We start from the raw sequence: 24,223 nt of genomic DNA, 5'->3' as shown, positions 1-24,223 counted from the left end.
GGAGCCGGACGGGCTGTGCACCCGTCCGGCTCCGCGGGCTCACATCGAGGGGACGAGCTCGGCGAGGCGGCCGTCGGTCATCTCGAGCACCCGGTCGCAGTAGCCGAGAACGTCGCGGTCGTGGGTGACCATGACGACCGCGACACCGGAGGCGTGGGCGCGGTCGGCGAGGAGCCGGACGACGTCGTGGCTGCGGGCGCGGTCCAGAGCTGCGGTCGGCTCGTCGACGAGGAGCAGCGACGGGTCGTTGACCAGTGCCCGGGCGATGCCGACGCGCTGGCGTTCGCCGCCGGAGAGCTGACCGGGCCGGTTCCCGGCGCGGTGGGACATGCCCACGGCGTCGAGCAGCTCCGCGGGGTCCGCGTCCCGGTTGCCGGCCAGCCGGGCGGCGAGGCGCAGCTGATCGGCGGCGGTGAGCGCCGGGAGGAGGTTGCCGGATTGGAAGACGAAACCGATCGTGGCCAGGCGGAAGCGCGCGGCCGCGCCCTTCCTGAGCGTGGTGATGTCGGTTCCGTGGACGCGCACGGTGCCGCTGTCCGGGGTGCCCAGCGCCCCCGCGACGGCGAGGAGGGACGACTTGCCCGAGCCGGACGGGCCGACGATCGCGACGAACTCGCCGGGCTGGACGGTCAGTGAGACGTCGTCCAGAACGGTCACGCGCGCGTCGCCGTCGCCGAGCTCGAGGCGCGCTCCGACGATCTCGAGGGCGGGGGTGCTGCTGGTTCCGGTCATCGTTGTCCTCCGAGGGCGGTGGTGGGGTCGACGCGGGAGATGCGGAGCACGGCGGTGCCGGCTCCGATGATCCCGAGAATGATGGTGAGCGCGGAGGCGACGGCGATCGGGCCGGCTTCCAGGGAGAAGGGCATGGCGGAGGGCATGAGCGCCCCCAGCCCCACGCCCGCCGCGACGCCGACGGCCGTGAAGCCGACCAGGAGGATTGCGCCCTGGGCGAGGCTGTCTCGCAGGAGGTAGCCGGTGGAGGCGCCGACGGCGCGCAGCACGGCGATCTCGTGGCTGCGCTGGATGGTCCAGACGGTGAAGAAGGCGCCGACGACGAGCGCGCAGATGGCGTAGAGGAAGACCTGGATCATCGTCAGGGTCATGGTCTCGGCCTCATAGCCCGGGGAGGCGTTGAAGGCGGCGGTCCGGGTCATCGTCATGGTGCCGGCGGCCTTGTCGATGGCCGCGAAGTCCGGGGTGACGCCGTTCTTCGCCCGGACGGCCACGACGCTGGAGTAGTCGTAGTGGACCGCGTCGATCGCGGCCTGCGTGGGTGCGCCGGCTGGGGCGGTGTTCGAGGCGATCAGCCGCCAGGTGTCGATGGGGAGGTAGGCGACGCCCACGTGCCCGAAGGTGGCCTGTCCGTCGGTGAAGCCGACGACGGTCAGCTCCACGCCGGAGCGGTCGAGCTTCACGCGAGTGCCGAGCGCGAGCCCGGCGTCCTTCGCCGTCTCGGACACGACGATCCCGGCGGGGCCGGACAGCCGGCCTCCGCTGGAGACCGCGGGGGACAGGAAGCCGCGCGGCTCGACGCCGAACAGGGTGAGGTCGACCTGCTTCTCGGTGTCGGTGACGCCGTTGACGATGCTCACGCCCAACGGTTCGGCCTGAGCGATGCCGTCGGCGGTCTTCCACGCGTTCAGCTGGGTCCGGTCGACGAGCGAACGGCTGAACGCGTTGTCGGTGATGGTGCCCTTGTCGAAGGCGAACGCGGTGGCGGGCATGGATTTGAGGCCGGAGACGCCGTCGTTGACGAGGCCGGAGGAGAGGCCGGACAGCAGCACGACGAGCACGGCGATCAGAGCGATCACGATGCCCATCAGCGTGAAGCGGCCTCGAGCGAACCGGAGTTCGCGCAGAGCGAGGAACATGACACGTCCTTGGAGGGAGAGGGTGGTATGCCGACAACCTGTCGGTAAAGTTACCGACAGTCTGTCACCAAACGCCTCCGGACCTCAAATCGCAGTGTCGGAGGGCAGTCCCTTCTCGAGCAGGCCGGTGATCGTCGCCGTCACTGCGCCGGCAGGGACGCCGTGGCCGATGAGCTGGACGCCGGCGTTGAGCATCCCCTGGATGAGTGCGGCGTGGGTGTCGGCGTCGGCCACCCCGGCCTCCCGCAACAGGGCGGCGACGGGTTCCAGGAGGACAGTGTGCAGTTCCATGAGGTCTTCGTGGCTGCTCGGGGAGAGGTCGGCCTCCTGCAGGATGGCGGCGATGTCGTGCTTGCCGTCCGCGGTCATGCGCATCGTCGCCTCGACGTAGGCGCGGAGCCGGTCGGGCGCGGGCACGCCGCTCACGGCCTCCTCGATCTCGGCGGCCCACTGCTCGAAGGCGGCGAGGGCGACAGCGGTCAGGAGGTCGTCGCGGGAGCCGAAGTACTCGTAGAAGCTCGACCGTGCGAGGCCGGCGCGTTCGGCGACCGACCGCGGGGTGACGCCGGCGACGCCGGCCTCCACCAGGAGCTGCCCGGTCGCCGTCAGGAGCGCGCTGCGCTGGGCTGCGCGATGTTCGGCGACGGTGGGGGCGGAGATCTTCGGCATCCGGCAATTATCCTCGGTCCGGCCGCCGGTTTGATCGAACTGGCTCATCGCTGGCAGAGCCAACAGTTGTTGGACTTCCGAATGCCGCCTTCGTAGCGTGGGAAGCGCGTCCCTTCCGGGCGTGCCTCCTCCGCTCTTCAGAAGGGACCCCCGTGCGAACGTTCACGTTGCCCGGCACCGAGATCACCGCGCCCAATGTGGTGCTCGGCCTCATGCGCATCCAGGACAAGTCCGACGAGGAGGTGCGCACGCTCGTGCGGACCGCCCGCGACGCCGGCATCAACTTCCTCGACCACGCCGATGTCTACGGCTCTCCGCTGCACGGCTGCGAGCGCCGGTTCGCCGAGGCGATGAAGCTGAGCCCCGCCGAGCGCGAGGAGTTCGTCATCCAGTCCAAGGCGGGCATCGTTCCCGACGGCCCGTACTTCGACTTCTCGGCGGAGCACATCCTGGAGTCGGTGAACGGCAGCCTGGAGGCGCTGGGCACGGACTACCTCGACATCCTGCTGCTGCACCGTCCCGACGCCCTGGTCGAGCCGGAGGAGGTCGCGCGCGCCTTCGACGAGCTCTCGTCCTCCGGCAAGGTCCGGGCGTTCGGCGTCTCCAACCACACGCCCGGCCAGATCGACCTGCTGCGCCGCTACGTGACCCAGCCGCTGGTCGCCAACCAGCTGCAGCTGTCGATCACGCACGCGCCGATCATCGCCCAGGGCGTGGCCTCCAACATGCAGGCCCTCGACCAGTCGATCAGCCGCGATTACGGCATCCTCGACTACTGCCGCCTGCACGACATCACGGTGCAGGCCTGGTCGCCGTTCCAGGCCGGCTTCTTCGACGGTCCGTTCCTCGGCTCGGAGCGCTACCCCGAGCTCAACGCGGTCGTGGACCGGCTGGCCGGGAAGTACGACGTCCCCGCCGAGGCGATCGCGGTCGCGTGGATCACCCGGCACCCGGCGCGGATGCAGGTCGTGCTCGGCACCACCACCCCGTCGCGCGTGGCCGCCGCCGCCCAGGGGTCGGAGCTGCCGCTGACGCGGCCGGAGTGGTACGAGCTGTACCGGGCGGCGGGGTACCTGGTTCCGTAGCAGCGGGCCGGGTCATTCGGCGGGCGCGCACGCGGGAGGGTAGCGCCCGGGGCGCGCCTGGAGCGGGTCCCGGGCGCCATGCGTCTCAGGCGCCTGTGGATTCCCGGACGATGAGTTCGTGCGGCGCCACGATCTCCCTGGTCGGCAGGGACGGGTCGTCGATCCGGGCGGCGAGGCGCTCGACCGCGCTGCGTGCGATGAACGGCGTGTCCAGCGAGATGGTGCTCAGGGAGGGGCGCGAGTATCTGCCCTCGTCGATGTCGTCGATGCCGATCACCGCGATGTCCTCCGGCACGCGCAGTCCCGCGTCGAACACCGCGCGGATCGCTCCCATCGCGAGCAGGTCGGAGTAGCAGAAGATCGCGTCCGGGCGCGGGTCCTGCTCGATGAGGGCCGCTGCCGCGGCGTAGCCGTCCGCGCGGCCGTAGTGCGGCGTGGTCGCCTGGAGCCCCGTCACCGGCTCCAGGCCGTGCTCCTGCAGCGCGAGTCGAAACCCTTCCGTGCGCTGCAGCGGGGTGGCGTACGTCTCCGTGGGCTGGGCGCCGATGGCCGCGATGCGCGTGCGACCGCGGTCGAGCAGGTGGGTCGTGGCGTCGTGCGCCGCCCGCACGTTGTCGATCGCGACGTGGTCGAAGCGGCCGTCGAAGGCGTGCTCTCCGAGCAGGATGAGCGGGAGGCTGTCGGAGGCCTTCACGTCATCGAGCTCCTCCTGGGTGGCGAGCGGTGCGAACAGCATCCCGTCGAACAGGTTCCGGCGGCCGCCGCCCCTCAGCAGCTGGCGCTCGCGCTCGTGGTCATGGCCGGTCTGGTCGATCATCACCTGGAAGCCGAGCGCGTCGGCCTCGTCGATGACGGCCCGCGCCAGCTCGCTGAAGTACGGGACGTCGATCTCCGGCACGACGAGCGAGAGAAGGCCGGTCTTCCCCGTCCGCAGGGTGCGCGCGACGGGGTTGGGCACATAGCCGAGCTCGTCGATCGCGCGGGTCACGCGGGCGCGCATCTTCTCGCTGACGTGCTCGTATCCACTGACCACGTTGGACACCGTGCGCATCGAGACCTGGGCCCGATCGGCCACATCGCGAAGTGTTGCAGGCATTTCCACTCCTCCCGGCGTTCGTAGGCATCCTACCGTTTGCAACGTTCGCAAATCTGAGTTACAGTTTGCATACGTTGGCAAATCGTTCGAGTCGAGCGGAGCCCCCGGCCGACGTATCGTCGAATCCTGCACGAAGGAGTGTCATGAAGCTCACACCACGCAACGCCCGCGGCGCTGCTGTCCGCGTCGCGGCGGTGGCCACCGCGGCGCTCGTCGCCATCGGCCTGAGCGGCTGCGGACCGGAGATCGGCTCCGGCAGCGCCTCCACGTCCGACACCTCGGTCCTCAAAGCCCCCACCGCGAGCTCGCCGAAGGGCACCATCACGATCTGGGATCGCTCGGGTGACCTGTTCAAGGTGTTCGACGCGGCGATCAAGGATTTCAACAAGGTCTACCCCGGCATCACGGTGAAGCACGAGGCGGTCGACATCGACAGCAAGCTGCAGAACACACTCATCACGGGCACCGATGTACCGGACGGCGTCTTCCTGGACGACGCCAAGGTCGGCGGCTACGTCGACTACCTCTGGAACCTGAAAGGCGTGCTCGCGCCGTACACGAAAGACATCGCCCGCCAGAAGGTGGACGTCAACACCGTCAAGGGCGGCATCTACGGCGTCCCGTTCGACCTCGACCCCGGCCTCCTGTTCTACAACGCGCAGGCTCTGAGCGCGGCGGGAATCGACCCGAGCACCATCAAGACCTACGACGACCTGATCGCCGCGGCGAAGAAATACCAGGCCTACAAGCCGGGATCCAAGCCCATCCATCTGGAGCAGAGCACGTTCCTCGGCCAGCTGCAGCTGGAGATGTACGCGAGCCAGCTCGGCACCAGCCTCGCCGGCGCCGACGGCAAGCTGCGGCTCGACTCGCCCCAGTACACCCGGATCCTGACCTGGCTCGACTCCGTGCAGAAGCAGGGACTGGGCACGCGCGCCGAATACCTCAGCCCGAGCGACATCGGAGCCCTCGACTCCAGCAGCGAGGTCTTCTACCCGTGGGCGCAGTGGTTCGACTTCGCACCGCAGCAGCAGCTGAAGACCACGGTCGGCGACTGGCGTGCCATGTCGCTGCCCGCCTGGTCGAACGGCGGCGCTCGCAGCGGCGCGATGGGCGGCTCGTCGTTCGTCCTGCCCAAGGGCGGCAAGAACTCGCAGCTCGCGTGGCTGTTCTACAAGTTCCTGATGTTCGACAAGGCCGGCTACACCGCGGTGTACGGCTCGAACAGCGTCTACCCGGGCGGCCTCAACACCTCGATCCCCGCCTACCAGCCCGCGGCGAACCCGGCGAAGCCGCTGTTCAAGCCGATCTCCGCGATGGGCGACCAGGACCTCTGGAGCACGGCGATCAAGGCGGGTAAGCAGATCCCGGGCGGCGCGCCGATCCCGTCGTGGTGGTCCGGCGCCGTGGACTATCTCGGCAACGATCTCCAGAAGATGCTCGACGGCACGATGACGCCCCGGCAGGTGATCGACCAGTCGTCGAAGGACATCCAGGCCAACCTCATCGACCGCAAGTAGCGGCCTGCCCGACCCCTCCGCCGAACGCACGCACCACGAGGACATGACGTGACGACCACACTGACAGCACCGCCGGCGACCGGCCTCGGCAGGCGGCGCCGCGGGCGCGGCCTGCCCTGGCGCCGCCGGCTCGCCCCGTACCTGTTCGTGCTCCCGTTCATCGCGATCTTCCTCGCGTTCAGCATCTACCCGCTCGTCTTCACCCTGCGGCTGAGCTTCACGGACTGGCACGGTGCGGGCGCGGCGGAGTGGGTCGGCCTGGGCAACTACGTGTACCTGCTCGGCAGCGCCGACTTCTGGTCTTCGCTGGCGAACTCGGGGATCCTCTGGCTGCTGATCGTTCCCATCCAGCTGGTGGTCTCCGTCGTCATCGCAGTGCTGCTGAACACCTCGAAGCTCCGGTTGCGCGGCTTCTACCGGGTGGCGTTCATCGTGCCGTTCGTCACGCCCCTGGTCGCCGTCGCGCAGATCTGGATCGTGCTGTTCGACCAGAACTACGGCGCCGTGAACGCGGTCCTCGGCGCCGTCGGGCTGCCCCACATCGGCTGGCTGGTCACGAGCGCCTGGGCGAAGCCCACACTCGCCCTGCTCTTCCTGTGGAAGACCACCGGTTTCGTGGTGATCATCCTGCTGTCCGGCCTGCAGTCGATCGATAACAGCCTCTACGAGGCGGGATCGCTCGACGGGGCCGGACGGGTCCGGCAGCTCTGGAGCATCACCGTCCCGCTGCTGCGGCGGTCGCTGATGTTCTGCACGGTCCTGCAGACGCTCGCGGTGTTCCAGATGTTCGCCGAGCCGTACGTGGTGACCAAGGGCGGCCCTTACGGGTCGACCACCACGGCCGGCCTCTACCTCTACAACCACATCACCCGGGCGGACCTGGGCACGGGAGCGGCGAACTCGTTCCTCCTCGTGATCGTCGTCATGGCGCTCTCGCTCGTGTTCGTCCGCCTCCTCCGAGCCAAGGACTGACCGATGGCCGATCTGGACACCCGCCCTGCGACCGCGCTCACTGCGTCGACGCCCACACCGCCCGAGTCGTCGCGTGCCACGGCGACGCCGGGTCGCCCCCGGCGCGTGCGCCGCCGCCTCCACGTCGGTTCGCACGCGTTCCTGCTCGTGCTGACGGTGGCGTTCCTCGCGCCGGTCGTCTGGGCGATCGTCTCGTCGTTCAAGCCGGCCGCCGAGATCATCCGAGATCCGCTCGGCTTCGATCCGTCCGGCTTCACGCTCGACAACTTCCGCGGCATGCTGCAGGACGTCCCGATCGGATCGGGGTTCCTCAACACCGGGATCGTGCTGCTCGTGAAGGGCGCGATCACGCTCGTCTTCGCCCCGCTCGCCGCGTATGCGTTCGCCAAGTACGACTTCCGCGGCAAGAACCTGATCTTCGGCGCGGTGCTGCTGACCCTGATGCTGCCGACGATCGTGCTGATCATCCCGCTGCTGCTGGAGATGAAGGAGCTCGGCTGGGTCGACACGTACCAGGCGCTCATCCTCCCCGGCTCCGTCGACGCGTTCGCGATCTTCTGGATGCGGCAGGTCATCTCGGCGGTGCCGGACGAGCTGCTCGACGCGGCACGGGTCGACGGCTGCGGCGAGTTCGGGATCTTCTGGCGCGTGATCGTGCCCGTGATCCGGCCCGGGCTCGCCGGCCTGGCCGTGCTCACGATCATGAACATCTACAACGACTTCGTCTGGCCTGTGGTCGTCGCCAGCTCCAGCCGGATGGCCACCCTGCAGGTGGTGCTCTCGACGCTCGCGCAGAACATCTCCGGCAACAAGGTCGGCGCCGACTACGCCACGGTGACGGGCGAGCTGCTCGCCGCAGCGACCGTCGCCCTCATCCCTCTCCTCATCCTGTTCATCGTGCTGCAGAAGCACTTCATCAACGGCATCCTCGCCGGAAGCGTAAAGGGCTGATCCATGACCATCGCAGAACCGACCGCCGAGCCGATCGCCGGCGCCCCGACCTGGACCGCGGACGACGACTCCCGCGTTCCGAGGCCGGAGTACCCGCGCCCCGACCGCGACCGCTCCGCTGCCTGGCTGAGTCTCAACGGCGTCTGGCGATTCGAGGGCGACGAGCGCACGCCGGACCGGATCGTCGTGCCGTTCGCGTGGGAGACCGAGGCGTCCGGCGTCCAGCGCACCTGGCTGGAGCGAGCCGTGTACCGGCGCGAGCTGATCGCTCCGGAGGCCTGGGAAGGCCGTCGGATCGTGCTGTGCTTCGGTGCGGTGCACCACAGCGCCGTCGTCTCGATCGACGGGGTGGAGGCCGGGCGCCACACGGGCGGGCACAGCTCGTTCGAGTTCGACGTCACCGACCTCCTCACGCCCGGGCTGCCCGCGGAACTGCGTGTGGATGTGGAGGCGCCCGCCGACAAGCGCGCGCTGCCGCACGGCAAGCAGCGCTCGATCCCGCGCGACGACTACGACGGGGTGGCGTTCACGCCGACCTCCGGCATCTGGCAGAGCGTGTGGCTGGAGGCGCGCGGCCGCTGCTTCGTGGCCGACGTCGCCGTACGCGGCGACTCGCTGACCGGCTTCGACCTCGAGGGCATCGTCGCGGGCGACCGGGCAGACGGCCGTACCGTCGTCGTCGAGGTGGCGGGCACGCGGACCGAGTTCGCTGTCGCAGGCGACCGGTTCGCCGGACGGGTCGAGCTGGCAGACCCGCGGCTGTGGAGTCCCGCCGACCCGCACGTGTACTCGCTGGTCCTGAGCGTCGGCGACGGGGAGACGGGTGATCGCGTCGCGGTCACCGGTGGGCTGCGCCGCATCGAGACCCGCGGCGAGGAGCTCTACCTCAACGGGGAGCGCCTCTATGTGCGCGGCGTCCTGGACCAGGGCTATTGGCCGCGCACCGGTCTCACCGCACCGGACGCGGCGACGCTCGTCCGCGACCTCGAGCTCGCGCGCGAGCTGGGGTTCTCGCTGGTTCGCAAGCACCTCAAGTTCGAGGAGCCGCTCTGGCTCGACTACGCCGACCGCTCCGGGATGCTGGTCTGGGCGGAGCCGCCGTGCCCGAGCCGGTTCAGCGCCGAGGCCGCTGAGGCCTTCGAGGCGCAGCTGCCGGAGCTGGTTCGCCGCGACGGCAATCATCCGTCGATCGTGATCTGGGGCCTGTACAACGAGGAATGGGGACTGGATTGGGACATCCCCGGCAGCCCTGAGCGTGCGGCGGCGGCCGTCCGCGCCTACGAGACGATGCGGGCGCTGGACGCCACCCGGCCGATCGTGGAGAACTCGGGGTGGGCGCACGTGCGCACCGATCTCGTCGACTGGCACTACTACGACGAGGATCCGGCTGCGTGGGCGCGCAATCTCGCCGAGCTCGCGGCAGGGGAGCGGGAGACGTTCGAGGTGAAGCTCGGCCCCGACTTCGTCGTCGACAAGTCCTTCTACGGCGCGGCCGACTTCCCGCGGCACGGCGTCCCCATCCTGAACAGCGAGTTCGGGGCCGGGTTCACCAGCCTGGAGCGCGCCTGGCACGTGCGCTGGCAGACGCAGGAGATCCGCCGGCACGACCGCTTCGCGGGCTATGTGTACACGGAGCTGACCGACGTCGAGCACGAATCTGCCGGCCTGCTGGATGCGGATCGTCGTCGGAAGGACCTGGGCGGCCTGGAGACCGCCGACGCCTTCGGCCCCACTGTGCTCGTCGTGGACCTGGTGCCTGCGCGAGCCGGCGCCGACATCCCCGTGCCGACGGACGCGTTCACGGTCGGGGTGCACGTCTCGCATCACGGCGCCTCTCCGGCGGACGGCTTGGTGCACGCCGCGTGGTCGGCGCCGGGGTCGCTCGCCCCGTCGCACGGGCATCCACTCGCCGCGCAGGCCTCCGCGGCCGTCGCCGTGGATCCGTATCGTCTGAGCGACGCGGTGGCGCTCACGGTGCCCGCGCCGGGCGGTCCCGCGCGGCTGCACCTCTGGTTCGAGTCGGCCGGAGACACGATCGCGCGGGCGTTCGTCGACGCCGCCCCCGTCGAGAAGCCCAACCGGCGCGGCGCGCGGCCGGCCTGACCTCCGCCGCGAGAGCCGCGAGGGGCGGCCCGGGGTTCCCCGGCCCGGGCCGCCGACCTCACCGCCCGGCCAGCGACCCTCCGATCCCGCCGACGCTGAAGTACCGGTTGAGCACAGCGAAGACGACGATCGGCGGGATCATCATCACCACCGCGACGCTCATCACCGGCCCCCAGTCGGTCTGGTTCTGCTGGAAGAAGGTCTGAAGTCCGATCGGCAGGGTGTAGTTCTGGTCCGAGCGCAGGAAGATGACGGCGACCAGGTAGTCGTTCCAAGCCAGCAGGAAGGCGAAGATCGCCGTCGACAGCACGCCGGGGAGCGAGTTGCGCAGCACCACCCGCGTGAAGCTGCCGAAGACCGAGCAGCCGTCCATCCAGGCCGCCTCCTCGAGGCTGATCGGGATCGAGTCGAAGTAGGCCGCCATCATCCAGATGGCGACGGACATCGTCCCGCCCACGTACAGGATCACGACGCCGCCGAGCGTGTCGACCAGTCCGATGCGCGCGAACAGGATGAACAGCGGGATGACCGCGGTCACCACCGGGAGCGACTGGATCACGAACAGGGTGAGCGAGAATCCGGCCACCAGCCTCCCGCGGCCCCGAGAGAGCACGTAGCCGGCGGGAGCGGCGATGACGACGGCGACGACCACGGTCGCGAGCGTGACGATGAGGCTGTTGGTCACCCAGACGCCGAGGTCGGTCGAGGTGATGACGCTCACGTAGTTCTGGAGCGTCGCACCGGTCGCGGAGCTGCCGAGCGCCGGCTGCAGGGAGAGCAGCACGACGGCGGCGAGCGGCACGAGCACGATGGCGGTGACGACCGCGAGGAGGCAGAACCGCCACCACCGGCCGCGGTCGCCTTCGGGCCGGGGACGCCGCGCGGGCGAGGTCTGCCGGGCCGGCGCCGCCTGCTGAGCCAGTGCCGTCATTCGATGGCCGCCTTTCGGATCTGCCGGTAGAGGGTGACGCTGACGATGACGAGCACGATCGTCATCAGGAATGCGATCGCGACGCCGGGACCGGTCTGGAAGTTCTGGAACACCGTCGTGTACGCGAGCACCACGAGGGTCTGGGTGGAGTTCACCGGGCCGCCGCCGGTGAGCAGGAAGATCGTCGGAAAGTCGTTCACGCAGAAGATCGTCATCAGGATCCACGAGATGTAGGTGGACCGCGAGATCATCGGGAGGGTGATGAACCGGAAGGTCTTCCAGCGCGACGCGCCGTCCACGCGAGACGCCTCGTACACGGTGGTGTCGACCGACGCCAGGGCCGAGGACATCATCATCATCATGAACGGGAAGCTGATCCAGACCTTGAAGACGCAGACGGTGATCTGTGCGAGCAGCGGGTCGGCGAGGAAGAGCACGTCCCCGAAGCCCAGCGCCTTGGCGACCAGCGGCAGCGGGCTCTGCGGGGTGGCGACCAGCCAGTTCCACGACGTGGAGGAGACCACGATCGGCACCACCCAGGGGAGCAGCAGCAGGACCTTGAGGATGCCGTTCGCCGGTACGCGCGTCCGCAGCAGCAGCGCCAGGCCGAGGCCGATGATCCAGCTCCCGAAGACGCCGACGACCGTGAAGACGACTGTGAACCAGGCGGCGTGCCAGAACTCCGGGGAGGTCAGCACGGTCGCGTAGTTCTGCAGGCCGACGAACGTGCCGGCGTCGACCAGGTCTCCGTTGCGCAGGGACTGCTGACCCGCGTACAGCACGGGATACAGGTTGAGCAGGAGGAGCAGCAGGACCGCCGGGGTCGCGAAGAGGACGAGCGTGAGCGCGCTCGAGCTCAGGCGCCGCCCGGGCGGCCGCGCGCCGGGTCGCCCCCGGCCCGCGACCGCCACGCCGCGGCGCGCGCGGCGGACCGACTCCAGTGTCGATGGGGTGGCCATCAGCTACTTCTGCTGCGAGGTCAGGGTCTTCTGCAGGGTCTGCAGCGACTCCTTGGGGGTGGCCTTCTGCGACAGCAGGCTCTGCGCCCACGTGCTCATCGCCGGAGTGCTGTCGACCAGGGTCACGTCGGCGAACAGCGCGTCGCCGCCCGGCGCGGCCCAGGTCTTGCAGATGGGCTGCCACTTCTCGATCATCGTGACCGCGTTGGAATCGGCCTGGAACTCCCTGCACCAGCGGGCCGCCGAGCACCTGCGCGAGGCCGGGGCTCTCGAAGCCCATCCCGAAGGTGCCGGCCTTCCACTGCGACTGCGCGTTGGTGGTGGAGTAGCTGACGCTCCCCGGGTCCATATAGCCCTTGCGGATCATCTCGACGACGAACTCGAGCGCCTCGATGTTGGCCGGGGTCACGCAGTCCGGCTTCTGGTCGGCGTTGAAGAGGCCGCCGCCGTTGTTGATCAGCAGTCCGGTCAGCACCTGGAAGCCGTTGCCCTGTGCGCCGGAGGCGATCCCGAATCCGAAGACGCCGATCTTCTTGAGCGCCGCGCAGACGTCGAGGTACGACTGCCAGTCGGTCGGCGGCTCGACGCCCGCCTTCTCGAGGAGCGATTTGCGGTACCAGAGCACCCGCATGTCGAGGTTGTATGGGACGGCGACGTAGCCCTTCCTCGTCTTCATCGTGTCGAGGACGCCGGGCAGGAAGTCGTCGAGCATCCCATTGCTCTTCCAGGAGTCGAACAGGGAGTCGGCGTACGCGATGTAGTTCTTCTCCGCGAACTGGAAGGCCTGCGTGCCGGCGCCGCTGCTGACCGCCGGCCCGGTGTTCGAGGCGAGGGCGGACGCGAAGGTCGTCGTGAAGTTGGACCACTGGACGGCCTGGTAGCCGGCCGCCGGGAGACCGCTCGCGGGCTTGTAGGCGAGGGTGATCTTCTTGTCCAGCGGCGAGAAGGCGGTGCCTCCCCACGGCATGTTCCAGAATTTGAGCGTCGAGGTCGACGTGCCGCCGGGCGAGCTGCAGGCGGCGAGGGCGGCGAGGACGGCGAGTCCTCCGGTGCCGGCGAGTAGTCCCCGCCGGGAGACGGTTCCCGAGAGCAGGCCGTTCGTCATGCGTGTCTTCTCTTCCATCGGCCGGAAGCGTTTCCGGCGGCTTTCTTCGTCGAACACCTGGAGAGGTGAACCACCATCACCGGCAATTTGCGCAATTCGCAACGTTCGGTGGGATGGTTCGGCCATGCTTTCAGCAAGAAACGGTGCAACGCAATACATTCTTTCTACGAAAGTTTGCGCAAGCACTGACGGCTGGCTAGGCTGCGGTCATGAGCGACGAGGGCCTCAGGCGCGAGCGGCCGACTCTCTCCGATGTGGCGGGAATGGCCGGGACGAGCGTCCCCACGGTGTCGAAGGTGCTCAGGGGAGGCACCGACGTGTCGCCCGCGACGCGCGACCGGGTCATGGACGCCGTGCGCGCCGTCGGCTACGCGCGCGCGCCGCGGGCGAGCTCGCCGAGGTCCGGCGCGCTCGAGTCCGACGCCCCGGCGATGATCGACCTCGTCGTCAACCATGTGCACGGAACCTGGGCGAACGGCGTGCTCACCGGCGTCGAGAACGCCGCGACGGCCGCCAACGTCGACGTGGTCATCACCGTCGCCCGGCCGGACGGCAACTGGGTGTCCCGGCTGCTGCGCCGGCCCTCGCGCGGCGCGATCGTGGTGCTGGTCGATCCCGCTCCCGGCCACTTCGCCGCGCTGGAGGCCGCGGGCATCCCCGTCGTCCTCGTCACGCCGATGAGCGAGCCGGGCGCGCCGTCGATGCGCGTGGGCGTGACCAACTGGGACGGCGGCCGCGCCGCCGCGGAGCATCTGCTCTCCCTCGGCCACCGTCGCTTCGCCGTGGTCGGCGGCGATCGGACGCACCTGTACAGCCGCGCGCGGATCGACGGATTCCGTTCGGCCCTGGAAGTCCAGGGCGCCCCGGCTCCAGTGGTCGTGCACGGCGACTGGGACCGCGCGCGAGCCGCGGCCGCCATCGCTCCGGTGCTGGCGGGTTCCGACCGGCCGACCGCGGTGTTCGCCTGCTCGGACCTCATGGCGATGGGTGTCTACGACGCGGCGAAGACGGCGGACCTCCGGGTGCCGGACGACCTCAGCGTGGTCGGATTCGACGATGTGCCCGAGGCGAGCTGGGGCTCGCCCGCGCTCACGACGATCCGCCAGCCGATCGCCGAGATGGGCGAGGCGGCCGTGCGCCTGCTGCTCTCCGCCCCGGAGGCGCAGGGCGGTCAGGCGCCTGCCGAGCTGCCGCGGGTCGACCTCGCGACCAGGTTGATCGTGAGGTCCTCGACGGTGCGGCTCCGCGCCGACCGTGCTTGACACACCCGGTGCGCGTCCTTAGCCTGAGATCGCGACGAAACCAGTCGTAAATTCTTAGAAAACTTTCGTGACCGTGAGGTCAGCAGACAGTGAGGTCAGCAGAATGAGCGAAGGACGCCCGCCGGGATTCGTGCGCACGGAGGGGACCGGCTTCCTCGACGGCTGGGGACGCCCGATCCGGTTCACCGGCGTCTGCGTCGGTGGCTGGCTCAACATGGAGAACTTCATCACCGGCTACGCCGCGAACGAGACGCTCATGCGCGACCGGGTCGCGGCCGTCCTCGGTGCCGAGCGCGCCGGACGCTACTTCGAGCGCCTGCTGAACAGCTTCTACGGCGAGGCGGACGCCGCCTTCCTCGGGTCGCTCGGCATGACGATCGTCCGCGTCCCCGTGAACTACCGGCACTTCGAGTCCGACGCCGACCCGTTCGCCATCCTGCCGACGGCCTTCGACCACCTGGATCGGGCGATCGAGGCGTCCGGGCGGCACGGGATCTACTCGATCATCGACCTGCACGCCCTGCCGGGCAGCCAGAACCACCACTGGCACTCGGACAACTCGACGCACGAGCCGCACCTGTGGCAGCATCCGCACTTCCAGGACCGCGTGGTCGCGATCTGGCAGGCCATCGCGGAGCACTACAAGGACAGCACCTGGGTCGCCGGCTACAACCTCATGAACGAGCCGGCGGACGAGTCGCGGGCGGTGGTCGGCCCGCTCTACCGGCGGCTGTACGAGGCCGTCCGGGCGATCGATCCCGACCACACGATCTTCCTCGACGGCAACACGTACTCCACCGAGTTCGACATGTTCGACGACGAGCCGTGGCCGAACGTCGTCTACTCGCTGCACGATTACGTGGCGGCGGGTCTCGGCCGCGGCGGCGACTACCCCGGCTACACCGACGGCACCTACATCGACGCGGCCTACGCCCGTGAGAAGTTCCTGCAGCGGTCCGAGTACGCCCGGCGCACCGGGACGCCGATCATTGTCGGCGAGTTCGCGCCGATCTACACCGGTGACGAGCGCACGGACGCGATGCGCCGGCAGATCCTCGCCGACCAGCTCGAGCTCTACCGCGAGTTCGACGTCAGCTGGACGAGCTGGATGTACAAGGACCTCGGCCGGCAGGGGCTGGCGGAGGTGGCCGCGGACTCCCCGTACCGGCAGCGCTTCGACGGCTTCGTCGCGAAGAAGAACCGGCTCGCCGCCGACCAGTGGGGCAGCGACCGGCTCGGCGGGGAGGGCGTCCGCCCGGTGAGCGAGGCCGTGCAGGCGCTCATGGCCCGGGAGTTCCCGGAGTGGAAGCCGTACCCGTGGGGCCGCTTCGACACCGTGGCGACGGTGCTGAACAACCTCCTGTTCGCGCAACCGCTGGCCGACGAGTACGCGGAGCTGTTCCGCGGGCTGACCGGCGAGGACCTGGAAGCACTCGCCGACTCGTTCGCGTTCGAGCAGTGCGTCGTGCGCGAGAGCCTGCGCGACCAGCTCGTGGCCGGGCAGGATCGGCCGGCGGTCCCTGCCGCCTCCGGCGAGCGGGCCTGAGGCGTGCGGGCCGTCGTCCTGCGCGCGCCCGGCCGGGCGCCCGACGTCGAAGAGGTCCGGCTGGCCGATCCCGGGGCGGGCGAGCTGCTGGTGCGCATCGAGGCCGCCGGGGTGTGCCACAGCGACTACCACTACATGACCGGCGACCTCACGGCCCCGCTGCCGCTCGTGCTCGGCCACGAGGGCGCCGGGATCGTGGAGCAGGTGGGGCCGCAGAGCTCCGGACGCGTGCGCGTCGGCGACCGGGTCGCGCTGCTCTGGCGGCCGCGCTGCGGACGATGCGCGGCGTGCGTCGCGGGCAATCCCGTGCTGTGCGAGCTCGGAGCCGTCCAGGCGCAGGCCGGCGGCCTCCCCGACGGGACATCGCGACTGGCCCAGAGCGACGGCGGCGAGCTGCACCACCTGATGGGCGTGTCGTGCTTCGCCGAGCGGGTCGTCGTGAACGAGAACGCGACGGTCGCCGTCCCGGACGGTGTGCCGCCGGAGGTCGCGGCCATCTCCGCCTGCGCCGTCATCACCGGCGTGGGAGCGGTCTTCCACGAGGTGCGGGAAGCCGCCGGCGGCCCGCTCCTGGTCCTCGGCGCGGGCGGCGTCGGCCTCTCGAGCGTGATGGGGGCGGCCCTCGTCGGGGCGCATCCCGTGATCGTGGTCGACGTCGACGAGGCGAAGCTCGAGCTCGCTCGCGAGCTGGGCGCCACCCACACCATCGACGCCCGGAACGAGGACGTGGTGGAGCGCGTGCTCGCGCTCACCGGCGGGGCCGGGGTGCCGTGGGCGATCGAGGCGATCGGGCGGACGGCGACCCTGGAGCAGGCGCTGGCCTGCGTGGCCCCGGGCGGCACGCTCGTGGCGGTGGGCCTCGGCGCCGCCGACGCCGGCTTCGCCGTCCCGCTCAATCAACTGGTCCAGCGGCAGAAGCGGGTCGTCGGATCGCTGTACGGATCGAGCAATCCGCAGCTCGACCTCCCGCGCATCTTCGCCCTCTACCTCGCGGGGAAGCTGCCCATCGACCGCCTGATCGGCGACCGCCTCCCGCTGGCCGAGGTCGGCGAGGCCTACCGCCGGCTCGTCGCCGGTGCGGTCGGACGAGGAATACTCGTGCCCTGAGGGGCACGACGACGTGAAGGAGAACACAGACATGGTCCGTTCCCAGGGCTGGTACGGCGGCGACGGCCGCGACCCGTACATCCACCGCGCGTGGATGCGCCGCGGCGTCCCCGATCACGCGTTCGACGGGCGCCCGCAGATCGCCATCGCCAACACGGCGAGCGACCTCACGCCGTGCAACCTGCACCTGAACGAGGTCGCGGAGTACGTCAAGCAGGGCGTCTGGGAGGCCGGCGGCGTGCCGGTCAACCTGCCCGTCGTCTCGCTGGGGGAGACCCTGGTGAAGCCGACCGCCATGCTGTGGCGCAACATGGCCGCGATGGCGATCGAGGAGATGCTGCGCGCGAACCCGATCGACTCGGTCGTGCTGCTCGGCGGCTGCGACAAGACGATCCCGGCGCTGCTCATGGGCGCCGCCTCGGTGGATCTGCCCGCCGTGGTCGTTCCCGGCGGCCCCATGCTCAACGGCTACTTCCGCGGGGAGCGCATGGGGTGCGGCACCGGCGTCTGGAAGCTGTCGGAGGAGGTGCGCGCCGGCACCCTCGCCGCGGAGGAGTTCGAGGCGACGGACAAGACCATGATCCGGAGCAAGGGCCACTGCAACACCATGGGGACGGCCTCGACCATGGGTCTGATGGCGGAGGCCCTGGGCATGACCATCCCCGGCGTCGCCGGGACGCCGGCCGCCGACAGCAGGCTGCTGGAGGCCGCCCATGCCTCGGGCCGGCTCGCCGTCGAGCTCGCGCTGGAGGACCGGCGCATCTCGCAGGTCATCACGAAGGAGTCGTTCCACAACGCGATCGTCGCGCTCGCCGGGATCGGCGGCTCCACGAACGCCGTCGTGCACCTGCTGGCGATCGCGGGCCGGCTCGGCATCGACCTGACCCTGGAGGACTTCGACCGGATCGGCGCCGACGTGCCCCTGCTGGTCAACCTGCAGCCTGCCGGCACCTACCTGATGGAGGACCTGTTCCGGGCGGGCGGCTTCCTGGCCGTGCTCGATCAGCTCGCCGACCTCCTCGACCCCGCAGCGGCCACGGTCACCGGCCGGCCGCTGACCGACTACCTGGGCAGGCACGAGGTGTGGGACCGCGACGTGATCGCGCTGCGCGCGGACCCGCTCCAGGACGACGCGGGCATCGCCGTCCTGCACGGCAACCTCGCCCCGCGCGGCGCGATCATCAAGCCGGCGGCCGCGAGCCCCGAGCTGCTGGTGCACACCGGCCGGGCCGTCGTCTTCGACTCCATCGAGGACGCCCACTCCCGGCTGGACGACCCCGAGCTGGACGTGGACGCCGACTCGGTGCTCATCCTGCGCGGGTGCGGTCCCAAGGGCTACCCGGGGATGCCGGAAGTGGGCAACCTCCCGCTGCCGCAGAAGCTGCTGAAGCAGGGGGTGCGCGACGTGGTCCGGATCAGCGACGGCCGGATGTCCGGCACCGCGTACGGGACGGTCGTGCTGCACGTCGCCCCCGAGGCGGCGGCCGGCGGTCCGCTCGCGCTCGTCGAGGACGGCGACCTGATCTCGCTCGACGTCCCCGCGAGGCGCATCGAGCTGCTCGTCGACGCGGACGAGCTGGCCCGCCGCTCGGCGTCCCAGCGGCAGGTGGACGCCTTCGCCCGCGCCGACCGCGGCTGGCAGAAGCTCTACATCGAACACGTATTGGGTGCGGACACCGGTGCGGACCTGGACTTCCTGGTCGGGTCGAGCGGGTCCGAGGTCACGAGGGAGTCGCATTGAGCAGCACGGAGAACACGGGCAGCACGGAGAACACCGGCAGCACGGAGAACACGAGCAGCACGGCGAACACGTCCCGGCCGGGGACGGCGCTGGCGCGGGTGGAGTCCGACGGCGCGATCGTCTGGGCGGTGCGCCGCGGCGAGGAGTACTCGCCGCTGGGGTCGAGCCTGTCGGAGCTGCTGCGCCTGACGCCGGCGGACGCCCGCGAGCACGTCGAGAGCGCGACGGGCGGCGGTCTGAGCCCTTCGCGCATCCTCGCCCCGATCGACCCGCAGCAGGAGGTCTGGGCGGCCGGCGTGACGTACCGGCGCAGCCGGGACGGCCGGATCGAGGAGGCGACCGACGGCACCCCCTACGACCGCGTCTACGCGGCCGAGCGGCCCGAGCTGTTCTTCAAGTCGACCGGCGCACGGGTGGTCGGCCCCGGCGAGCCGGTCGGGATCCGCGCCGACTCGGACTGGAACGTGCCGGAGCCGGAACTCGGCCTCGTGCTGGACTCCGCGGGCGGCCTGTTCGGGTACGTCGCCGGCGACGACGCCTCGAGCCGGTCGATCGAGGGCGAGAACCTGCTGTACCTGCCGCAGGCGAAGGTCTACACGGCGGCGTGCGGTCTCGGCCCGGAGATCGTGCCGGCGTGGGAGGCGGGACCGCCGTTCGCGATCGGGCTCGAGATCCGCCGGGGCGGCGCGGTGGTCTTCAGCGGAGCTGCGTCCACGGACCAGCTCGCGCGGCGGCTGGAGGATCTCGCCGACTGGTTGTTCCGGGCGCTCGAGTTCCCGGATGGGGCCATCCTCCTCACGGGCACCGGCGTCGTGCCGGAGGCGGACTTCACGCTCCTGCCCGGCGACGAGGTCGCCGTCGACATCGCGGGCATCGGCAGGCTGGTGAACCCGGTGACGAAAGTGGGCCGCGGCCAGGAAGGCGGCACACGATGATTCAGGAGACAGAGGCCGCCGTGGAGCTCGAGACCGCCATGTCGGCGGCGGCGGACGCCGCGCCGGCGCTCGTGAACTCCCGGCCGGGCGATCGTGCGACCTGGCTGCGAGCGATCGCCGATCGCCTGGACGGCGACGCCGAGGCGCTGGTCGCCGTGGCCGCGCGCGAGAGCCGGCTCACCGAGCAGCGGCTGCGCGGCGAGCTGGTCCGCACGACCTTCCAGCTGCGCCTCTTCTCGCGCGTCGTGGAGGACGGCGGCTATCTCGACGCCATCGTGGACCACGCCGACGCCGACTGGCCGATGGGTGCCCGGCCCGACCTGCGCCGGATGCTCCGGCCGCTCGGCCCCGCTGCGGTCTACGCCGCCAGCAACTTCCCGTTCGCGTTCTCGGTGGCCGGCGGCGACACCGCCGCGGCGATCGCCGCGGGCGCCCCCGTCGTCGTGAAGGCGCACTCCGCGCACCCCGAGCTGAGCCGCGCCGTCGCCGTGCACCTCCACGAGGCGCTCGCCGCCGCGGGTGCGCCGCGCGGGGCGTTCGCCCTGGTGGAGGGGCGGGAGGCCGGGCTGGCGCTCGTCCTCGACCCGCGGCTCACGGTGGCCACGTTCACCGGGTCGCTTGCGGGGGGCAGGGCGCTCTTCGACCTGGCGGCCTCCCGGCCCGAGCCGATCCCGTTCTACGGCGAGCTCGGCAGCGTGAACCCGGTCTTCGTGACCGGGGCGGCCGCGGCCGCGCGCGGCCGGGAGATCGCGGCCGGCTTCGCCGCGTCGCTGACCCTGGGCGTCGGGCAGTTCTGCACCAAGCCGGGTGTGCTGTTCGTTCCAGCCGGTTCGTCGTTCGCCGACGAGGTGGTGGAGGCGGTCCGCGGCACGTCCGGCGGCCCGATGCTCACCGACGCCATCCGCGGCGGCTACTTCGCCAGCCTCGCGCCGCTCGCCGAGCGCGACGATGTCGAGCTGCTGATCGGCTCTCCCGCCGAGGCGCAGGAGCCGGTGCCGACGATCTACGGCACGGACGCGACGACCTTCCTGGCCCACGCCGACGAGCTGCTGGAGGAGCACTTCGGGCCGGCAGCGGTGCTCGTGCGGTACGGATCGGCCGACGAGCTCCTCGCAGCGGCGCGCGCCCTCCCCGGTCAGCTGACCGCGACCGTCCAGGGCGTCGACGGGGATCCGGTCGGCCCGCTGCTGGAGCTGCTGGCCGGCCGGGCCGGGCGTGTGCTGTGGAACGGCTGGCCCACCGGGGTGTCGGTGACCTACGCGCAACAGCACGGCGGCCCGTATCCGGCCACGACCGCTCCGCACTTCACGTCGGTCGGGACCGCCTCCATCGCGCGCTTCCTCCGTCCCGTCGCCTATCAGGACACCCCCGACGTGCTGCTCCCTCCCGCGCTGCAGGAGGCGAACCCGTGGAGTGTTCCGCGGCTGGTGGACGGAGTGCGGACGCCGGGTCAGCCCGCGTAGGACGGCAGCGGGACGCCGCGCACCCCGGGGCGCACGGCGAAGACGGCGCCGGCCTCGGGTTCGGCGTCGTCGGGCAGGTGCTGACGGGAGGACGTGATGTAAAGGGTGTCGAGCTCGGCGCCCCCGAATGCCGCCGCACTCGTGTGGCTGACGCCTGGCACCTCGACGACCTCGGTCAGCGCGCCGGAGGGGTCGAACCGCCGTAGCTCCCCGCCGCCCCAGAGTGCGACCCAGATGCCGCCCTCCGAGTCGATGGTCATCCCGTCCGGGGAGCCGGCGACGTCGTCGCCGAACCGCACGAGGGGACGCCGGTCGCGGAGCGTGCCGTCCGACGGGTCCACGTCGAACACGTCCACGCGCCGGGTGGGGGTGTCGATGTAGTAGGCGAGCGCGCCGTCGAGGCTCCACTGGAGGCCGTTCGAGATGGTGACCCCGGTCAGCACCGTGTGCGTGGAACCGTCGGGGTCGAGCCGGTAGAGTGCGGCCGCGCCCGGGGTCGAGTCGTACGCCATCGAACCGATGTAGAACCGGCCGGTGTGGTCGCAGCCGCCCTCGTTGAGCCGGATGGCGGGATCGTCGAGCAGGTCGGGAAGGCGCTCGACCCGGGCGAAGTCCTCGTCGAACAGCGAGAAGCCGTGCTCGGTCGCCACGATGAAGCCGCCCTCGCCGCGACGGCGGATCACGGCTGCGACGGGGCTCCCGACGTCGTAGCGTCGCGGGTGCGCGAACGACGCGAGGTCGACGACGGCGCCGGCGAGCATGTCGACGATCAGCAGCCGCTGCCCGGCATCGTCCCAGAAGGGGCCCTCGCCGTGCCACGCGACAGGCGACGTGATCTGCTCCGCTCTCACTGCCATCCTCCGTCCATGACCCAGGTCTGGGCCGTCGCCATCCGAGAGTCGTCCGCGGCCAGCCAGAGCAGCAGACGTGCGACGTCCGCGGGGATGAGGAGCTCGGGCAGGCACTGCGCCGCCAGGATCTTCTCACGCTCCGCCTCGCCCACCCAGTTGGCGAGCTGGCGCTGCGTCATGATCCAGCCGGGGACGATGCAGTTCACCCGGATGCCGTCCGGGCCGAACTCTCGCGCGAGCGTGCGGGTCAGCCCTTCGATGCCGGCCTTCGCCGTGATGTACACGGGGAGGTCGACCAAGTCGATGTGGGCGCTGATCGAGCCGAGATTGACGATCGATCCGCCGCCGGCGGCCTTCATCATCGGGCGGACCGTCTGGGCGGCGAAGAAGTGATGGCGCACGTTGACGGCGATCCCGTCGTCCCATCCGGCCACGTCGATGTCGGAGACCGATCGTCGGCTGTCGTTCGCCGCGTTGCTCACGAGGACGGTCGGAGGGCCGAGGCGGTCGGCCGCGCGGACGATCGCGTTCCGGAGGGCCTCGACGTCCCGCACGTCGACCTCCTGGAAGAACGGCTCGGGGTGGCCGCGATCGGCGACGGCGGCGGCCAGTTCGGCTCCCGAGGCCCGATCGACGTCGGCGAACGCCACGCGCACGCCCTGCGCGGCCAGCTGCGCGACGAACTCCGCTCCCAGGCCGGTGGCGCCGCCGCTGACGAAGGCGGTGCGACCGGCGAGCGACGGATAGCGCGCGAACCGGGACTCGGCGGTGATCGTCATCGACACCCTTTTCGCTGTAAGGTTTCTTCATTCGAGAGAAAACTATCTGGACCGTCAGACTATGAGCACATCCGCACCCCGTCAACCGTCCCGCGGCACGGGCCGGGCGCGCGGTGCGGCCGCGGCTAGCATGAGCCCCATGGAAAACGCCGCCGCCGTGTCCCCGAGCCGCGCCACGCTCTCGGAGGTCGCCGCGCTCGCCAACGTCTCGGTCGCGACGGTCTCGAAGGTCCTGAACGGGCGCACCGGCGTCTCGGACGAGACCCGCAAGCGGATCGAGTCGCTGCTCGACGAGCGCAACTACTACCGGCGGCTGAGCGCGCAGAGCGGAGCGCCCCTCATCGACGTGCTGTGCTTCGAGATCGACAGCCCGTTCGGCGGCGCGGCGATCGCCGGCATCGAGCGGGTGGCGAGCGAGCACGGGATCGGCATGGTCGTGTCGGCGGCGCAGGACACGCACCTGCCGGGGGCCGGTTGGGTCGACGGCGTGCTCCGGCGGCAGCCGCTGGGGATCATCCTGGTGGCGTCCCTGCTCCCGGAGAAGGACAAGGCGCGGCTGCGCAGCCGATCGATCCCGATCGTGATGATCGACCCCTACGGCGCACCGGCCTCGGACGCTCCGTCGATCGGCTCGGCCGACTGGAACGGGGCGTTCCAGGCGACGCAGCACTTGATCTCGCTCGGCCACGAGCGCATCGCCATCATCACGGGGCCGGACAGCATGATGGCGTCCACGGCGCGGCTCTCGGGCTACCGTGCGGCTTTGGACGGGGCGAAGCTCCCGATAAGGCCCGAGTACATCCGGCCGGGGAGTTCCACCGGCAGGACGGCTTCGTGGAGGCGCGCGAGCTGTTGTTGTCGGCCGACGCGCCCACGGCGATCTTCGCCTCCAGCGACATCCAGGCGCTCGGCGTCTACGAGGCCGCGCGCGTGCTCGGCCTCCGGGTGCCGGAGGATCTCTCGGTCGTGGGCTACGACGACCTCTCCATCGCCGAGTGGGCGGGGCCTCCGCTCACCACGGTGCGGGTCCCGCTGGCCGAGATGGCCGAGCAGGCGACCCACCTCGTGACGCGACTCCGCGACGAGCCGGAGCTGGCGTTCAGTCGCGTCGATATGGCGACGACGCTGGTCGTGCGCGAGAGCACGGCCGCCCCCCGGTCCTGATCCGGCGGTTCCGGGGGCCGTTCGAGCACGCTTTACTGTCGCCTGTCTACGAAACGTTTCTAATTTTCACGTAAAACTTGACTAGCGTTTTCGCGACGCTTAGATTCACCTCA

At 70.5% G+C, this 24,223-nt stretch carries 20 protein-coding genes and 2 pseudogenes; 12 read left to right on the top strand and 10 right to left on the bottom strand.

The features are described 5' to 3' along the window. Window positions 1-39: 39 nt before the first annotated feature. The 3 genes from ACR5MH_RS11330 to ACR5MH_RS11320 form a co-directional block, all read right to left on the bottom strand. The gene (locus ACR5MH_RS11330; protein ID WP_431347302.1) at window positions 40-732 is read right to left on the bottom strand and encodes an ABC transporter ATP-binding protein; all 693 of its coding nucleotides are present in this window, start codon (window positions 730-732) and stop codon (window positions 40-42) included. Next, entirely contained in the window at window positions 729-1,871 is a 1,143-nt protein-coding gene (locus tag ACR5MH_RS11325; RefSeq protein ID WP_431347301.1) for an ABC transporter permease, read from the bottom strand. The genes ACR5MH_RS11330 and ACR5MH_RS11325 overlap by 4 nt, the downstream gene beginning before the upstream one ends. An 84-nt stretch (window positions 1,872-1,955) precedes the next feature. Further along, entirely contained in the window at window positions 1,956-2,540 is a 585-nt protein-coding gene (locus tag ACR5MH_RS11320; protein ID WP_431347300.1) for a TetR/AcrR family transcriptional regulator, read from the bottom strand. Between the two features lie 152 nt (window positions 2,541-2,692). Between ACR5MH_RS11320 and ACR5MH_RS11315 the strand changes: the two genes are divergently transcribed. Continuing rightward, entirely contained in the window at window positions 2,693-3,625 is a 933-nt protein-coding gene (locus tag ACR5MH_RS11315) for an aldo/keto reductase (RefSeq protein ID WP_431347299.1), read from the top strand. Window positions 3,626-3,710: 85 nt separating this feature from the next. On the opposite strand, the gene ACR5MH_RS11310 is transcribed toward ACR5MH_RS11315, so the two are convergent. After that, on the bottom strand, window positions 3,711-4,721 hold the full coding sequence (locus ACR5MH_RS11310; protein WP_431347298.1) for a LacI family DNA-binding transcriptional regulator: 1,011 nt from the start codon (window positions 4,719-4,721) through the stop codon (window positions 3,711-3,713). A 143-nt stretch (window positions 4,722-4,864) separates the two neighbouring features. On the opposite strand from ACR5MH_RS11310, the gene ACR5MH_RS11305 reads away from it, so the two are divergent. Genes ACR5MH_RS11305 through ACR5MH_RS11290 form a run of 4 tightly spaced genes read left to right on the top strand, consistent with a single transcriptional unit; the run spans window position 4,865 to window position 10,267 of the window. Continuing rightward, window positions 4,865-6,241, top strand: a complete 1,377-nt coding sequence (locus ACR5MH_RS11305) for an ABC transporter substrate-binding protein (RefSeq protein ID WP_431347297.1) — start codon at window positions 4,865-4,867, stop codon at window positions 6,239-6,241. 48 nt (window positions 6,242-6,289) lie between these two features. Continuing rightward, window positions 6,290-7,213, top strand: a complete 924-nt coding sequence (locus ACR5MH_RS11300) for a carbohydrate ABC transporter permease (RefSeq protein ID WP_431347296.1) — start codon at window positions 6,290-6,292, stop codon at window positions 7,211-7,213. Window positions 7,214-7,216: 3 nt separating this feature from the next. Beyond that, the gene (locus tag ACR5MH_RS11295; protein ID WP_431347295.1) at window positions 7,217-8,164 is read left to right on the top strand and encodes a carbohydrate ABC transporter permease; all 948 of its coding nucleotides are present in this window, start codon (window positions 7,217-7,219) and stop codon (window positions 8,162-8,164) included. Between the two features lie 3 nt (window positions 8,165-8,167). Next, window positions 8,168-10,267, top strand: a complete 2,100-nt coding sequence (locus tag ACR5MH_RS11290; RefSeq protein ID WP_431347294.1) for a glycoside hydrolase family 2 protein — start codon at window positions 8,168-8,170, stop codon at window positions 10,265-10,267. A 58-nt stretch (window positions 10,268-10,325) separates the two neighbouring features. Here the strand turns inward: ACR5MH_RS11290 and ACR5MH_RS11285 are convergent, their stop codons facing one another. From ACR5MH_RS11285 to ACR5MH_RS11270, 4 genes and pseudogenes are all read right to left on the bottom strand, one after another. After that, window positions 10,326-11,198, bottom strand: a complete 873-nt coding sequence (locus tag ACR5MH_RS11285) for a carbohydrate ABC transporter permease (protein WP_431347293.1) — start codon at window positions 11,196-11,198, stop codon at window positions 10,326-10,328. After that, on the bottom strand, window positions 11,195-12,157 hold the full coding sequence (locus tag ACR5MH_RS11280) for a carbohydrate ABC transporter permease (RefSeq protein WP_433861768.1): 963 nt from the start codon (window positions 12,155-12,157) through the stop codon (window positions 11,195-11,197). The genes ACR5MH_RS11285 and ACR5MH_RS11280 overlap by 4 nt, the downstream gene beginning before the upstream one ends. A gap of 3 nt (window positions 12,158-12,160) precedes the next feature. Further along, a complete protein-coding gene (locus ACR5MH_RS11275; RefSeq protein WP_433861767.1) occupies window positions 12,161-12,352 on the bottom strand; it encodes a hypothetical protein in 192 nt (63 codons plus the stop codon). 112 nt (window positions 12,353-12,464) lie between these two features. Beyond that, window positions 12,465-13,124 (bottom strand): annotated as a pseudogene (locus ACR5MH_RS11270) (ABC transporter substrate-binding protein); the annotation flags it as partial. A 347-nt stretch (window positions 13,125-13,471) separates the two neighbouring features. On the opposite strand from ACR5MH_RS11270, the gene ACR5MH_RS11265 reads away from it, so the two are divergent. The 6 genes from ACR5MH_RS11265 to ACR5MH_RS11240 all read left to right on the top strand — a co-directional run bounded on the left by ACR5MH_RS11265 (window position 13,472) and on the right by ACR5MH_RS11240 (window position 21,316). Further along, complete coding sequence (locus tag ACR5MH_RS11265) at window positions 13,472-14,524, top strand: LacI family DNA-binding transcriptional regulator (protein ID WP_431347291.1); 1,053 nt, start codon at window positions 13,472-13,474, stop codon at window positions 14,522-14,524. 103 nt (window positions 14,525-14,627) lie between these two features. After that, entirely contained in the window at window positions 14,628-16,070 is a 1,443-nt protein-coding gene (locus ACR5MH_RS11260) for a glycoside hydrolase family 5 protein (RefSeq protein WP_431347290.1), read from the top strand. A gap of 3 nt (window positions 16,071-16,073) precedes the next feature. After that, entirely contained in the window at window positions 16,074-17,177 is a 1,104-nt protein-coding gene (locus tag ACR5MH_RS11255; protein ID WP_431347289.1) for a zinc-binding dehydrogenase, read from the top strand. Between the two features lie 13 nt (window positions 17,178-17,190). Beyond that, window positions 17,191-18,918: an IlvD/Edd family dehydratase gene (locus ACR5MH_RS11250; protein ID WP_433861766.1), complete on the top strand. Its 1,728-nt coding sequence runs from the start codon at window positions 17,191-17,193 to the stop codon at window positions 18,916-18,918. Then, window positions 18,915-19,853, top strand: a complete 939-nt coding sequence (locus tag ACR5MH_RS11245) for a fumarylacetoacetate hydrolase family protein (RefSeq protein ID WP_431347287.1) — start codon at window positions 18,915-18,917, stop codon at window positions 19,851-19,853. The genes ACR5MH_RS11250 and ACR5MH_RS11245 overlap by 4 nt, the downstream gene beginning before the upstream one ends. Next, window positions 19,850-21,316, top strand: a complete 1,467-nt coding sequence (locus tag ACR5MH_RS11240) for an aldehyde dehydrogenase (NADP(+)) (RefSeq protein WP_433861765.1) — start codon at window positions 19,850-19,852, stop codon at window positions 21,314-21,316. Before ACR5MH_RS11245 ends, ACR5MH_RS11240 begins: the two co-directional genes overlap by 4 nt. Here ACR5MH_RS11240 and ACR5MH_RS11235 read toward each other — a convergent pair. Both ACR5MH_RS11235 and ACR5MH_RS11230 read right to left on the bottom strand, forming a co-directional pair. Further along, window positions 21,304-22,173, bottom strand: a complete 870-nt coding sequence (locus tag ACR5MH_RS11235) for an SMP-30/gluconolactonase/LRE family protein (RefSeq protein WP_431347284.1) — start codon at window positions 22,171-22,173, stop codon at window positions 21,304-21,306. The genes ACR5MH_RS11240 and ACR5MH_RS11235 overlap by 13 nt on opposite strands. Further along, window positions 22,164-22,946, bottom strand: coding sequence for an SDR family NAD(P)-dependent oxidoreductase (locus ACR5MH_RS11230; protein ID WP_431347283.1), 783 nt, complete (start codon window positions 22,944-22,946; stop codon window positions 22,164-22,166). Before ACR5MH_RS11230 ends, ACR5MH_RS11235 begins: the two co-directional genes overlap by 10 nt. A 139-nt stretch (window positions 22,947-23,085) precedes the next feature. Here ACR5MH_RS11230 and ACR5MH_RS11225 point away from each other — a divergent pair. Continuing rightward, window positions 23,086-24,110: pseudogene (locus ACR5MH_RS11225) on the top strand (LacI family DNA-binding transcriptional regulator). The last annotated feature ends 113 nt before the right edge of the window (window positions 24,111-24,223 follow it).

The organism is Streptomyces sp. L7 (genome assembly GCF_050990935.1).
Classification (GTDB): Bacteria; Actinomycetota; Actinomycetes; order Actinomycetales; family Microbacteriaceae; genus Leifsonia.
This window is presented reverse-complemented; position numbering and strand designations above follow the sequence as displayed.